Annotated in this window: 10 protein-coding genes and 1 pseudogene; 4 read left to right on the top strand and 7 right to left on the bottom strand. The window is 67.2% G+C overall.

The window, feature by feature from the left end:
- Positions 1-15: 15 nt before the first annotated feature.
- From gyrA to dnaA, 7 genes and pseudogenes are all read right to left on the bottom strand, one after another.
- Positions 16-2,529, bottom strand: a complete 2,514-nt coding sequence (gene gyrA, locus G6N64_RS06400; RefSeq protein ID WP_163796118.1) for a DNA gyrase subunit A — start codon at positions 2,527-2,529, stop codon at positions 16-18.
- 45 nt (positions 2,530-2,574) lie between these two features.
- Positions 2,575-4,620 carry a DNA topoisomerase (ATP-hydrolyzing) subunit B gene (gene gyrB / locus G6N64_RS06395; RefSeq protein ID WP_163796117.1) on the bottom strand — a complete coding sequence of 682 codons (2,046 nt, stop codon included), beginning with the start codon at positions 4,618-4,620 and terminating at the stop codon, positions 2,575-2,577.
- A gap of 233 nt (positions 4,621-4,853) precedes the next feature.
- Positions 4,854-5,429, bottom strand: a complete 576-nt coding sequence (locus tag G6N64_RS06390) for a DUF721 family protein (RefSeq protein WP_163796116.1) — start codon at positions 5,427-5,429, stop codon at positions 4,854-4,856.
- A complete protein-coding gene (gene recF / locus G6N64_RS06385) occupies positions 5,426-6,586 on the bottom strand; it encodes a DNA replication/repair protein RecF (RefSeq protein WP_163796115.1) in 1,161 nt (386 codons plus the stop codon). Before recF ends, G6N64_RS06390 begins: the two co-directional genes overlap by 4 nt.
- Before the next feature lie 41 nt (positions 6,587-6,627).
- A pseudogene (gene gnd, locus G6N64_RS06380) lies at positions 6,628-7,524 on the bottom strand (phosphogluconate dehydrogenase (NAD(+)-dependent, decarboxylating)); the annotation flags it as partial.
- Positions 7,525-7,546: 22 nt separating this feature from the next.
- Positions 7,547-8,740, bottom strand: coding sequence for a DNA polymerase III subunit beta (gene dnaN, locus G6N64_RS06375; protein WP_174266764.1), 1,194 nt, complete (start codon positions 8,738-8,740; stop codon positions 7,547-7,549).
- Positions 8,741-9,418: 678 nt separating this feature from the next.
- Positions 9,419-10,903 (bottom strand): chromosomal replication initiator protein DnaA, encoded by a 1,485-nt coding sequence (gene dnaA, locus G6N64_RS06370; protein WP_163796112.1) that lies wholly within the window; start codon positions 10,901-10,903, stop codon positions 9,419-9,421.
- Positions 10,904-11,443: 540 nt separating this feature from the next.
- On the opposite strand from dnaA, the gene rpmH reads away from it, so the two are divergent.
- Genes rpmH through yidC form a run of 4 tightly spaced genes read left to right on the top strand, consistent with a single transcriptional unit; the run spans position 11,444 to position 13,414 of the window.
- Positions 11,444-11,587, top strand: coding sequence for a 50S ribosomal protein L34 (gene rpmH, locus G6N64_RS06365; protein ID WP_073695092.1), 144 nt, complete (start codon positions 11,444-11,446; stop codon positions 11,585-11,587).
- 21 nt (positions 11,588-11,608) lie between these two features.
- Positions 11,609-11,950, top strand: a complete 342-nt coding sequence (gene rnpA / locus G6N64_RS06360; RefSeq protein WP_163796111.1) for a ribonuclease P protein component — start codon at positions 11,609-11,611, stop codon at positions 11,948-11,950.
- A complete protein-coding gene (gene yidD, locus G6N64_RS06355) occupies positions 11,947-12,246 on the top strand; it encodes a membrane protein insertion efficiency factor YidD (protein WP_163796110.1) in 300 nt (99 codons plus the stop codon). The genes rnpA and yidD overlap by 4 nt, the downstream gene beginning before the upstream one ends.
- Positions 12,239-13,414, top strand: a complete 1,176-nt coding sequence (gene yidC / locus G6N64_RS06350; protein WP_163796109.1) for a membrane protein insertase YidC — start codon at positions 12,239-12,241, stop codon at positions 13,412-13,414. Before yidD ends, yidC begins: the two co-directional genes overlap by 8 nt.
- Positions 13,415-13,434 lie beyond the last annotated feature (20 nt).

Genomic DNA, 13,434 nt, shown 5'->3' with positions numbered 1-13,434 from the left:
CGAGCGGCGTGGCGTCTACTCGGGCGCCTCGTCCTCAACGACGTCCTCCGCTGCATCTTCGTCGGCATTGCGTGCAACGGCAATCAGTGTGTCGCCCTCGCCGAGGTTCATCAAGCGGACGCCCTTGGTTTGCCGTCCGGCCTTACGGACCTGTCGGGCCCTCGTCCGGATGACGCCGCCACCCGAGGTGATGGCGTACAACTCGGTGTCGTCGTCCACGATCAACGCCCCGACCAGAGTGCCACGCTTGGGGTCGTACTGGATCGTGAGGATCCCCTTGCCGCCGCGACCCTGCGCCGAGTACTCCTCGATCGCCGTGCGCTTGGCGTAGCCACCGGACGTCGCGACCAGCAGATACGTGCCCTCGCGGACCACGTTCAGCGACAGCAGCTGGTCCTCCTCGTTGAACCGCATGCCCTGCACACCCGAGGTCGCGCGGCCCATCGGACGCAACGCCTCGTCGGTCGCCGAGAAGCGGATCGACTGACCCTTCGCCGACACCAGCAGCAGGTCCTCGGTGGCCGAGCACAGCACGGCGCCGACCAGTTCGTCGTCGTCGCGCAGGTTGACCGCGACGATGCCGCCCGAGCGGTTCGAGTCGAAGTCGGTCAGCTTGGACTTCTTGACCAGACCCTTGCGCGTCGCCAGCACCAGGTACGGCGCGTCCTCGTAGGACTTGAGCTGGATGACCTGGGCGATGCGCTCCTCCGGCTGGAACGCCAGCAGGTTCGCGACGTGCTGACCGCGTGCGGTCCGCGACGCCTCGGGGAGCTCGTAGGCCTTCGCGCGGTACACCCGGCCCTGCGTGGTGAAGAACAAGATCCAGTCGTGGGTGGAGCAGACGAAGAAGTGGTTGACGATGTCGTCCTGCTTCAGCCCCGCACCCTGCACGCCCTTGCCGCCGCGCTTCTGGCTGCGGTAGAGGTCGGACTTGGTGCGCTTGGCGTAGCCGGTCTCGGTGATCGTGACGACCACCTCCTCGCGCGCGATCAGATCCTCGTCGGCGACGTCGCCGTCGGCGGGGATGATCCGCGTGCGGCGGTCGTCGCCGTACTTCTCGACCAGTTCGGCGAGCTCGTCGTGCACGATCGCGCGCTGACGCTCGGGCTTGGCGAGGATGTCCTCGAGGTCGGCGATCTCCGCCTCGATCTTCGCGAGGTCGTCGACGATGCGCTGACGCTCCAGTGCGGCGAGGCGCCGCAACTGCATGTCGAGGATCGCCTGCGCCTGGATCTCGTCGACGTCGAGCAGCTCGATCAGGCCGGCCCGCGCGACGTCCACGTTCGCCGACGCACGGATGAGCGCGATGACCTCGTCGAGGGCGTCGAGCGCCTTGACCAGACCGCGCAGGATGTGGGCCCGCTCATTGGCCTTGCGCAGCCGGTACCGGGTGCGCCGGACGATGACCTCGAGCTGATGGACCACGTACAGGCGGATCAGCTGGTCGAGGCGCAGCGTGCGCGGGACGCCGTCGACGATCGACAGCATGTTGGCGCCGAAGCTGGTCTGCAGCTGGGTGTGCTTGTAGAGGTTGTTCAGCACCACCTTCGCGACGGCGTCGCGCTTGACCTCGACGACGATGCGCAGGCCGACGCGGTCGCTGCTCTGGTCCTCGATGTTCGAGATGCCGGCGAGCTTGCCGTCGCGCACCTGGTCGGCGATCGAGGTGATGAAGTTGTCGTGGTTCACCTGATAGGGCAGTTCGGTGATGACGAGCAGCGTGCGCCCGCGACTGTCCTCCTCGACCTCCACGACGCCGCGCATGCGGATCGAGCCGCGACCGGTCGTGTACGCGTCGTGGATGCCCTGGGACCCGACGATCAGGCCGTAGGTCGGGAAGTCCGGGCCCTTGACCCGCTCGGTGACCGCCGCGAGCGTGGTCTCCTCGTCGGCCTCGTAGTTGTCGAGGCACCAGAACACCGCCTCGGAGAGTTCGCGGAGGTTGTGCGGCGGCATGTTCGTCGCCATGCCGACCGCGATGCCGCCGGACCCGTTGGCCAGCAGGTTCGGGAACCGGCTCGGCAGAACCGTCGGCTCCTGCACTCGGCCGTCGTAGTTCGGGATGAAATCGACTGTCTCCTCGTCGATCTCACGAAGCATCTCCATCGCCAACGGCGTCAGACGAGCCTCTGTGTAGCGCATCGCAGCCGGGGGATCGTTGCCCGGCGAGCCGAAGTTCCCCTGGCCGTCGACCAGCGGGTAGCGCAGCGACCACGGCTGCGCCATGCGGACGAGGGTGTCGTAGATCGACGAGTCACCGTGCGGGTGGTAGTTGCCCATCGTCTCGGCAACGGAGCGTGCGGATTTCGCGTGTCCGCGGTCGGGCCGGAAGCCGGAGTCGTACATGGCGTACAGCACGCGGCGGTGCACGGGCTTGAGGCCGTCACGGACCTCGGGCAGCGCGCGCCCGACGATGACGCTCATCGCGTAGTCGATGTAGCTGCGCTGCATCTCCTGCTGGATGTCGACCGGTTCGATCCGGTCGGTCGTCGCGCCGTCGTCGCCCGGGGGCAGGGTGGTGTCTGTCATGTGCTCCTCGCTCGTCTATGAGCAGCTCGAAAGGTGGTGGGGGACCTAGACGTCCAGGAAGCGGACGTCTCTCGCGTTGCGGGTGATGAAGCTGCGGCGCGCCTCGACGTCCTCGCCCATCAGAATCGAGAACAGTTCGTCGGCCGCCGCGGCGTCGTCGAGCGTGATCCGGCGCAGCACGCGGGCGCTCGGGTCCATGGTGGTCTCCCACAGTTCCTTGGCGTCCATCTCGCCGAGGCCCTTGTACCGCTGGATGCCGTCCTCGGTGTTGATTCGCCGGCCCGCAGCGCGACCCGCCTCGAGCAGCCCGTCGCGCTCGCGGTCGGAGTACGCGAACTCGGGCTCGCTGCGCTGCCACTTCAACTTGTACAGCGGCGGCTGCGCGAGGAAGACGTGCCCATTCTCGATGAGCGGCTTCATGAATCGGAACAGCAGCGTCAGCAGCAGCGTCGAGATGTGCTGGCCGTCGACGTCGGCGTCGGCCATCAGGACGATCTTGTGATAGCGCAGCTTCGTGATGTCGAACTCGTCGTGGATGCCGGTGCCCAGCGCGGTGATGATCGCCTGGACTTCGGTGTTCTTCAGGACGCGGTCGATGCGTGCCTTCTCGACGTTGATGATCTTTCCGCGCAGCGGCAGGATCGCCTGGTACATCGAGTCGCGGCCGCTCTTCGCGGAGCCGCCGGCCGAGTCACCCTCCACCACATAGACTTCCGACAGCGTCGGATCGGTCGAGCGGCAGTCGGCGAGCTTGCCGGGCAGGCCGCCGATGTCGGTGGCACTCTTGCGGCGCACCAACTCTCGCGCCTTGCGAGCGGCCAGCCGGGCCTGTGCGGACTGCACGGCCTTGTTGAGCACGGTCTTGGCTTCCGCCGGGTTGGACTCGAACCAGTGGCTGAGCTGCTCGTTGCAGATCTTCTGCACGAACGACTTCACCTCGGTGTTGCCGAGCTTGGTCTTCGTCTGACCCTCGAACTGCGGATCGCTGACCTTGACCGAGATGACGGCGGCCAGACCCTCGCGGATGTCGTCGCCGGTGAGGTTCGGGTCCTTGTCCTTGAGCAGCTTCTTGTCCCTGGCCCACTTGTTGACCACGGTCGTCAGCGCGCTGCGGAAGCCCTCTTCGTGGGTGCCACCCTCATGGGTGTTGATGGTGTTGGCGAAGGTGTGCACCGACTCCGAGTAGCCGGCGTTCCACTGCATCGCGATCTCGACCTCGTGGCCGGGTCCCTTGCCCTCGAAGTCGATGATGCTCTGCTGGATCGCGGTCTTGGTGCGGTTGATGTGCTTGACGTAGTCGACCAGTCCGCCGGGGTAGTGGAACGTGCGGTGCTTGACCTTGCCGACGCCCTTGGCCTCGGTTTCCTTCTCCGCCGCCTCCTCGTCGGCGGACTTCGGCGCCTCGGCGGTGTCACTGACCACCTCGTCGACGACGTCCTCGGCGCTGACCCGCTCGTCGGTCAGCTCGATGGTGAGCCCCTTGTTGAGGAAGGCCATCTCCTGCAGGCGGCGGGCCACGGTCTCGAAGTCGTAGACGGTGGTCTCGAAGATGTCGGGATCCGCCCAGAAGCGGATGGTGGTGCCGGTCTCGTTCGACGGACCGCCCTGGGCGAGGGTGCCGGGCACCGACCGGTCGTAGTACTGGAACCACTCGTGTCCGTCGCGGCGGATCGTCGCCTCCAATCGCGTGGACAGCGCGTTGACCACGGAGACGCCGACGCCGTGCAGACCGCCGGAGACGTTGTAACCGCTGTTCTCGCCGCCGAACTTGCCGCCGGCGTGGAGCTGGGTCATCACGACGTCGACGGTGGGTGCACCGCTGGCGTGCATCTCGACGGGGATGCCGCGGCCGTCGTCGGTGACCTGAACGCTGCCATCGGCGCAGATCGTGACGTCGACACGGCTCGCGTACCCGGCCATGGCCTCGTCGATCGCGTTGTCGACGACCTCCCACACGAGGTGGTGCAGGCCGCGCTCACCGGTCGAGCCGATGTACATGCCCGGACGTTTGCGAACGGCCTCCAAACCCTCCAGAATCGTGATGGCGGACGCGCCATATTCCTTCGGTTCGGTCTTCTTCTGGGCAGCCACGTGGAACGCGTCTCCTTGGTCTTTTCGGGGGATCGGCGACTAAGGGGTTGAAGCCCCTCGCGGATCTCCCCGCCAGTCTACCGTCAACAGCCGTCAGGACTGACTCTCAGGCGACGTTTTCCGATACCTATTCACGCCCTGCGCGGAATTTCTCGACCAGATTCGCGTCCCGACGCCCGAGGGGCCGTCTTTCGAGGATCTCGCGGCGCTGAGGCGCTGACCGCCGAGGCGCTCTACCCGTACGTGTCGCGGGGTCCGCGGCCGGCGATGTGGTACTTCCCGTGTCGCCAGGAGGGGGCGGTCGGGCCGACGATCTTCAACGTCGTCACCACGCCGTCGCCGACGGCCGCCGCGATCTTCGCGAGCAGCTGGGACTGCACCATGCGCAGCTGGGTCGCCCACGCCGTCGACTCCGCCTCCACGACCAGGACCCCGTCCTGCAGGGACTTCGGTGCGGCATGTGCGGCGATCTGGTCACCGACCACCGACGGCCACTGACCCAGCACGGACCCCTCAGCCACCCGGGTGGTCCAACCGCGCCGGCGCGCGAGGTCCGACGTCGCCGAACCGAGGGTCTGCGGATCGCGGCTGTCCGGACCCGGTCCCGACCACGACCGGCGCCCACCGCGACCGGCCACCCGGCGCGGGGAAGCACTGCGTCCGACACCGCCGCGACCGACGTCCTTGCCCTGGCTCTTCGCCGCGCCGCGCGCCTCCTCCAGGGTGCGACGCACCAGGTCCATCCCGGACAGGTGCGCGAGATGGGCCGGCGGCCCCGACCGATCCTCGGCCGCGTCCTCGTCGGTCATGACGTCACCGCCGACATCCGGCCCTCCTCGTCGTCCCGCATCCCGATCTGGATGCGGCGGGCATCCCAGTCCGCCGGGATGTCGTCGTGCACCGCAGCGGTGACGAGCACCTGTTCTGCGGACGACGCGACACCGACCAGCGCGCGGCGCCTCGCCTCGTCGAGTTCGGCGAACACGTCGTCGAGCAGTAGCACCGGATCACTTCCCTCGTTGCGCAGCAGTTCGTAGGCGGCCAGCCGCAGCGACAGTGCCATCGACCACGACTCCCCATGGCTCGCGAAGCCCTTCGCCGGCTGGTCGCCGAGCCGCAACTCCAGATCATCGCGGTGTGGTCCGACGAGGCACACCCCGCGCTCCAATTCCGCAGAGCGCCTTCGGGACAACTCCGCGAGCAGGGCAGCCTCGTAGAGGTCGACGTCGACGGTGCCCGCGGCCGCCTCGGCCTCGACCATCTCCACGCCGCTGCGATAGCGCACCGACGCCGGCCGTGACGCCGGCGCCAGGAGCTGGTACGCCTTGGCCACCTCGGGTCCGAGCTGGGTCACCAGGTTGACCCGCGCGGCGATCAGTTGTGCGCCGTAGACGGCGAGGTGACCGTCCCACACGTCAAGGGTCTCCAACGCGCTGGTGTCACCGCGGTAGCGCGCGCCCGACGACGACTTCAACAGCGCCGTGCGCTGCCGGACCACCTTGTCGTAGTCCGCGCGGACCCCCGCGATCGACGGGCGTCGCGTGGTCGCGAGTTCGTCGAGGTAGCGCCGTCTCTCGCTCGGATCGCCACGCACGAGCGCGAGGTCCTCGGGGGCGAACAGCACGGCGCGCAGCGCCCCGAGGATCTCCCGGGCGCTGCGCACGGGGGAGCGGTTCAGCCGCGCCTTGTTCGCACGACCCGCGGTGATCTCCAGGTCGATCGCGAGCTCGCGACCCTCGTTGACGACGATCGTCGACACGACGGCGCGCTCGGCGCCCTCGCGGATCAGCGGTGCGTCGGATCCCACCCGGTGGGAACCCAGGGTGGCCGAATACCACAGCGCCTCAACGATGTTGGTCTTGCCGAACCCGTTCGGCCCGACGAACACGGTCCGACCCGGCTCGAGATCCAAATCGACCCGCTGCCAGGACCTGAAGTCGTTCAAGACGACGCGCCGGACGTACAACTAGTACCGAACCCACGGACGTCGCGCTGCGGGCGTGCAGGTCACCCCGACTCGCTGATCCTCTTGACGGCGTGTCCACCGAACTGATTACGAAGAGCCGCAACGGCTTTCATCGTCGGCGAATCGTCCTGACGCGACAGGAAGCGCGCGAAGAGCGAGGCGGCGATGCTCGGCACCGGCACCTTGAGCCGGATGGCCTCCTCGACGGTCCAGCGGCCCTCGCCGGAGTCGTCGGTGTAGCCGCTGATCTCGGCCAGCTTCGGATCCTCCTTGAGCGCCTTGGCCAGCAGCTGCTGCAGCCACGAGCGGACGACCGTGCCGTTGGTCCACGCCTGGTACACCTGCTGGGGACTCTTCACCAGCGGCTCGGCGGAGAGCATCTCGTAGCCCTCGGCATAGGCCGTCATCAACGCGTACTCGACGCCGTTGTGCACCATCTTCGTGAAGTGCCCCGCACCCACCTCGCCGGCGTGGACGAAGCCGTCCTCCTTCGGACCGGGCGGCCGCAAGGTGTCGAAGATGGGCATCGCGCGCTCGATGTTCTCGTCCGAGCCGCCCACCATCAGGCCGTACCCCTCGGCGAGGCCCCAGATGCCACCGGACACACCGGCATCGATGAAGCCGATCCCCTTCTCGTCCAACAACTTCGCGTGCGGACCGTCCTCGGTGTAGCGCGAGTTCCCGCCGTCGATCACCAGATCGCCGGGGGACAGGACCTCCGACAGCGAGACGATCGTGGTGCGCGTGATCTCGCCCGACGGCACCATGACCCACACGATGCGTGGTGCCTCGAGAGCCTCGGCGAGGGCGTCCAGCGTCGGGACGTCGGTGACCTCCGGACGTGGGTCGAAGCCGATCACCTCGTGCCCGCCCTCGCGCAGGCGCTCGCGCATGTTGAAGCCCATCTTGCCGAGCCCGACCAACCCCAGTTGCATATGCGCTCTCCTGAACTCCGGCCGGTCAGCCTGGTAGGCGCACCGGCATCAACAGATAGACGTAATCGGTCTGGCCAGCGGGGAACGGTCCGCTGGAGCCCGCGTGCCCTCCATCATCTCCCGCGGGCCGCAATACCGCGGGGCGACTGGGTGTCGTGAAGCCGAACGTCACCTTCTCCGAATGCAACGACCCCAGTCCATCGGTGAGGTAGGTCGGGTTGAAGGCGATGGTCAGCGGGTCGCCGGAGAACTCGACGGGCAGATCCTCCTCGGCGCGACCGACGTCCTCCGCACCGGCCGACAGACGCAGCACGTCGCTGTCGAACTCCATGCGCACCTGGGCACCACGGTCGGCGACCAGCGCGACGCGCTTGATGGCCTCGGTGAGTTCGGCGACGGCGATGGTCGCGATCGCGGTGTGCTCGGACGGCAGCAGCTGGCGGAACTTGGGGAACTCCGCGTCGAGCAGGCGACTGGTGGTCCGCTTGCCGTTGCTGCGGATGCCGAGCAGTCCCTCCTTGCCGACGGACTCGCCGGATCCCAGGGACAGCCGCACGTCGGCGCCGTCGGAACCGGCCTTCGCCGCCTCCGACAGTGTCTTCGCCGGCACCAGGACGGCCGCCTCGATGTCGGCGGACGGCGTCGACCAGGTCAGTTCGCGGACGGCGAGGCGGAATCGGTCCGTGGCGGCCAAAACGACCTTGTCACCGGAGATCTCGACCCGGATGCCGGTCAACATCGGCAGCGTGTCGTCGCGGCCGGCGGCGATCGCGACCTGGCTGATGGCCTGGGAGAACACGTCGGACGGGACGACGCCGGTCTCCTCGGGCAGCGACGGCAGCGTCGGGTAGTCCTCCACGGCCATCGTCGGCAGCGAGAAGCGGGCACTGCCGCAGCTCAACGCCACCCGGGTGCCTTCGACGCTGACGTCGACCGGCTTGGCCGGCAGCGACCGGGTGATGTCGGACAGCAGGCGCCCGGACACCAGAACGCTCCCGGGAGAGGCGATCTCGGCGGCGACGCGCACCTCGGCGGACACCTCGTAGTCGTACCCGGAGATGGTCAGACCCTCGTCGGTTCCGGTCAGCAGCACGCCGGACAGCACCGGGACCGTCGGCCGCGTCGGCAGGATCCGTGCGACCCACGCCACGGCATCGGCGAAGTCCTCGCGCACCAGGCGGAACTTCAAGTCCGTTAGACCCGCAGTCGTCGTCGCCACGTCCATAGCGTCCCTTCGCTGAAACCCACACAACAAGCGCTGAGCAGCGAATTCGGCGATGCTCTCGCGATCCATCCTGACGCTGCGGTGTGTTGAGCCTACCGACCGTCGAAGACTCACCGTAGAGGCTTCCACCCGAACTTGAAAGCCAATCCGCGCGGTCGGTCGGACCCCCGGATCGGGGGGTGCGTGGGGCGGTGTGAACGCGATGTCCCCAAGCCCTTTGTTCTAGAAGAGAACTAGGAAGATAAATGAGTAACAGTAATAGGGCCTGTGCACTCTGTGGATGACGCCGCCTATCGGCAGGTCGGACGCGGTGCGTGGGTGTGCACTGCTCGTGCAGGGATTTCGGGCGGTGTCGAGTGGTTTGTGGATGACGGGCGCTGGGTACACCGCGCCGACGTTCGGGGGGTGGGTTACCCCACGGCTGTGCACAGGTCGGTCCACGAGGTCGACCTGTGACGGCTGGTGCCGACGGTGCGGAAGTTGTTCTACGCGTGACGGCGCCACGTCGCGAATGATGGCGTGTCGCCGAAACGACACGCCGACGGTGGATCCCGCCGAGTGGCCAGTCGTGGCATGGGTTTCAGCCTGGTGGCGCGCACGGGTCGACAATTGGGACGACGACCGGTGCTCGAGGCGGGCGCGACGAAGTCCGGACGGTGGTTCTGGGGACGGTCAGCGCTTGGAGCGCTGGCGGATCCGCGTGGTCAGCTCCGAGACGTGGTCGAACACCTCACGACGCTCGGCCATCTCACCGCGAATCTTCTTCTCGGCGTACATGACAGTGGTGTGGTCGCGTCCGAACGCCTGCCCGATCTTCGGCAGGGACAGGTCGGTGAGCTCGCGGCAGAGGTACATCGCGATCTGGCGGGACTGCGCCAGGGCGCGGGTCTTGCCGGGGCCGCGGAGCTCCTCGACCGTGATCTGGAAGTAGTCCGCAGTGGTCGCCATGATCGTCGCGGTACTGATCTGCATGGTGCTGGAGTCGGAGATCAGATCACGCAGGACGATCTCGGCGAGCGACTTGTCGATCGTGGTCTTGTTGAGCGACGCGAAGGCGGTGACGCGGATCAGGGCGCCCTCGAGTTCGCGGATGTTGCGCTCGATGCTGCTGGCGATGAGCTCCAGCACGTCGCCCGGCACGTCAAGGCGGTCCATCTGCGCCTTCTTGCGCAGGATCGCGATACGGGTCTCGAGTTCGGGAGGCTGCACGTCGGTGATAAGGCCCCACTCGAAGCGGGTCCGCAGTCGGTCCTCCAGGGTCGCCAGCTGCTTCGGCGGCCGGTCGGACGAGATCACGATCTGCTTGTTCGCGTTGTGCAGTGTGTTGAAGGTGTGGAAGAACTCCTCCTGGATGCCTTCCTTGCCTTCGATGAACTGGATGTCGTCGACCAGCAGGACGTCGATGTCGCGGTAACTCCGCTTGAACGACGCCTTCCGGTCGTCACGCAGCGAGTTGATGAAGTCGTTGGTGAACTCCTCGGTGCTCACGTACTTCACCCGCATGCCGGGGAACAGCCGCTGGGCGTAGTTGCCCGCCGCGTGGAGGAGGTGGGTCTTCCCCAGTCCGGACTCGCCCCAGATGAACAGCGGGTTGTACGCGCGCGCCGGCGCCTCGGCGATCGCGAGCGTGGCGGCGTGGGCGAAGCGATTGGATGCGCCGATAACGAACGTCTCGAAGGTGTAGCGCCGGTTGAGGCTCACGTCGGCGCTGGGGTCGGCCGGCTTGCGGTTGAAGTAGCTCGGCCAACTGGCTTCGGCGCTGGCCAACGCCTCGCCGTCCTCGTCGACCTCGTCGGAGTCGGGTGCCGGCATCGACGGGTGATCGTCGGAGTCGGACTCGGAGATCGGCTCCGGATCGGCGATGCGCACGCCGAGTTCCACCCGCTGACCCAGCCGGCGACTCAGGCTCGTGACGATGTGCTCGCGGAGGTGCCGTTCGATCTCGTTCTGCACGAAGGGGGTGGGAACGGACAGCAGGGCAAATCCCTCGGTGATGACCAGGGGCTTGACCATCTTGAGCCAGGCTCTTTGCTGGGGGGTGAGCACCGACAGTGCGGCCACCCCGTTGCCGGTGTCTCCCGGGGAGGCGTCACCGTTCAGCTCGGCGACGACCTCGTCCCAGACGGCGACGAACGGTGGATCGGGGTCCGTGGTCAACGAGACGTTCCCCCTCGGGGCCAGTCAGCGCACCTGGCCGAATATGACGATGCCAAAACTGTCCACAATGTTATCCACAGTCTGTGGAGAACTGACAGCGGTGTCGTGTCGATGTCTATCTGGTGGGACGGACGTGGTCTGCGAGCTCGTCACAGTGGTCGACGGGCCGTGGGCTCGCGGGTGGTGGGCCATCCTCGGGTCGTACTTTCAGTGTCCTTCGCCGATCGTCTCCGAAACGGCACTGCCAGAAGCTAACAGTTTTCCTCGCGGGTGCCAACCGTTCTGCAACATTGTCCGAGGCATTCTGCGGCACCTCCGGAAGGGGGTGAAGCAGGGGTGAACAATGTGACTCACGAGGTGCCGCGCACACCGGACGACAGTGGTTTGACCTAGGGAAATCTCGTCAGTACCCTCGAACAGTCGCCCGAACGCGGCGACACGGCTGCGACCCGGAACCTCGGGGTTTCACGCGCCGGGGCTAGCAAGCGGTCCGTACCAGCAAGGGTATGGCTCCGTAACACGTATTGAGGAGTGACAGCCGTGGCCAAGGGCAAGCGGACGTTCCAGCCGAACAACCGGCGTCGTGCACGCGTGCACGGCTTCCGGCTGCGGATGCGCACCCGTGCCGGCCGGGCCATCGTGTCCGCGCGGCGCGGCAAGGGTCGTCGTTCCCTCACTGCGTGATCTGACGCAGGTCTACACGCGGTGCTTCCGGCTCAGTTCCGGATGACGCGGTCCGTGGACTTCGGGACGACCGTCAGTCGTGGCGTCCGCGCCGCGCAGTCCACCCTCGTGGTGCACGACCTTCGAATCCACGACGACGTCTCCACGTCGCCCAAGATCGGTCTGGTCGTGTCCAAGTCCGTCGGCAACGCCGTCGTGAGGCACCGGGTGTCCCGGCGACTCCGCCACGTCGCCCGCGACGTCATCCCGGATCTCGAGCCCGGGGAGCAGCTCGTCATTCGTGCCCTGCCCAGGAGCGCGTCCGCGCCCTCGGCGCAGCTCGGCACTGAACTCAAGAACGCGCTGCGGAAAGCCCGGCGATGAGTCGTCCGTCCGGGGCGCCGGCCCGAGCGGTGATCTACGCCATCGAGCTGTACCGCAACATGATCTCGCCGTACCGCCCGCCGTCCTGCCGATTCACCCCGACCTGCAGCGCCTACGCGGTAGACGCCCTGCGCGGCCACGGTCTGATGCGCGGAACCTGGTTGGCGATCGTCCGCCTGGCGAAGTGCGGCCCGTGGCATCGGGGAGGATGGGATCCGATACCCGAACCGCGGCACCATCACGGCATACCCGCGGCTGATGGAGCCGCGACGTTGAGGAGCGATTCACGTGTTTAACTGGGCCAGCCTGGACTACATCTACTACCCGGTCTCGGCGATCATGTGGCTCTGGTACAAGTTGTTCGCCTTCGTACTGGGGCCCGCCAACTTCTTCGCCTGGGCGCTGTCGGTCGTGTTCCTGGTCTTCACCCTGCGCGCGATTCTCTACAAGCCGTTCGTCCGGCAGATCGAGACGACCCGGCAGATGCAGGAACTGCAGCCCCAGATCAAGGCGCTGCAGAAGAAGTACGGCAAGGACCGCCAGCGGATGGCGCTCGAGATGCAGAAGCTCCAGAAGGACCACGGGTTCAACCCGATCCTCGGCTGCCTCCCGATGCTCGCCCAGGTGCCGGTGTTCCTCGGCCTCTACCACGTGCTGATGTCCTTCAACCGGACGCAGACCGGCTTCGGCCGACTGGGGTTGAGCGTCGAGGAGAACAGCTCGATCGGCAACTACGTCTTCAGCGCGACCGACGTCGGGCACTTCCTGGACGCCAACCTGTTCGGGGCCCCGCTGGGTGCGTCGATGATCCAGACCGTGGGGCTCGGCGCGTTCACGGAGTTCGACCGTGTGGCGGTCATCATCGTCGGCGTCCCGCTGATGATCCTCGCCGGCATCGCCACCTACTTCAACAGCCGTGCATCGGTCGCCCGCCAGAGTCCCGAGGCGTCGGCCAACCCGCAGACCGCGATGATGAACAAGCTCGCGCTGTACGTCTTCCCGCTCGGCGTGGTCGTCGGCGGACCGTTCCTGCCGATCGCGATCATCCTTTACTGGGTGTCCAACAACGTGTGGACCTTCGGCCAGCAGCACTACGTCTTCGGCAAGATCGAGAAGCGCGAGGAGGCCGCGAAGCTCGAGGCCAAGGAGCGCGCCGCCTCCAACGCACCCACGCCCGGTGCGCGCCCGAAGCGCAAGGCGAAGCCGGCTCCCGGCGCCAAGCCCGTCGTCGGCGCCAAGCCGCAGCCGAACGGCGACGACGCCACCGTCGACGGTGACGCCGAGTCGACGGCCGTGTTCGAGGACCAGGCGACGCCCGACGGAGACGCTGCGGAGACGGCCTCGCCGCCACCCACCAAGTCGGTACCGGCCAAGGGCACGCGCAACGGAACCGCGAAGAAGGCTGGGGCCAAGCAGACCCAGCCGAACCGAAACCCCAACCGGCCGCGCAAGCGCCGGCCCTGATCGACCTTCCCGTGGGCAGA

Source organism: Mycolicibacterium sediminis (genome assembly GCF_010731735.1).
Taxonomy (GTDB): Bacteria; Actinomycetota; Actinomycetes; order Mycobacteriales; family Mycobacteriaceae; genus Mycobacterium; species Mycobacterium sediminis.
The sequence above is the reverse complement of the archived record's forward strand: the minus strand, read 5'-3'. Positions and strand labels throughout refer to the sequence as shown.

Excerpts from the sequence above, each read along its gene's own strand:
- gyrA (WP_163796118.1), bottom strand. The coding sequence starts at position 2,529 with ATGACAGACACCACCCTGCCCCCGGGCGACGACGGCGCGACGACCGAC.
- yidD (WP_163796110.1), top strand. The coding sequence starts at position 11,947 with ATGAGTCGTCCGTCCGGGGCGCCGGCCCGAGCGGTGATCTACGCCATC.
- G6N64_RS06390 (WP_163796116.1), bottom strand. The coding sequence starts at position 5,429 with ATGACCGACGAGGACGCGGCCGAGGATCGGTCGGGGCCGCCGGCCCAT.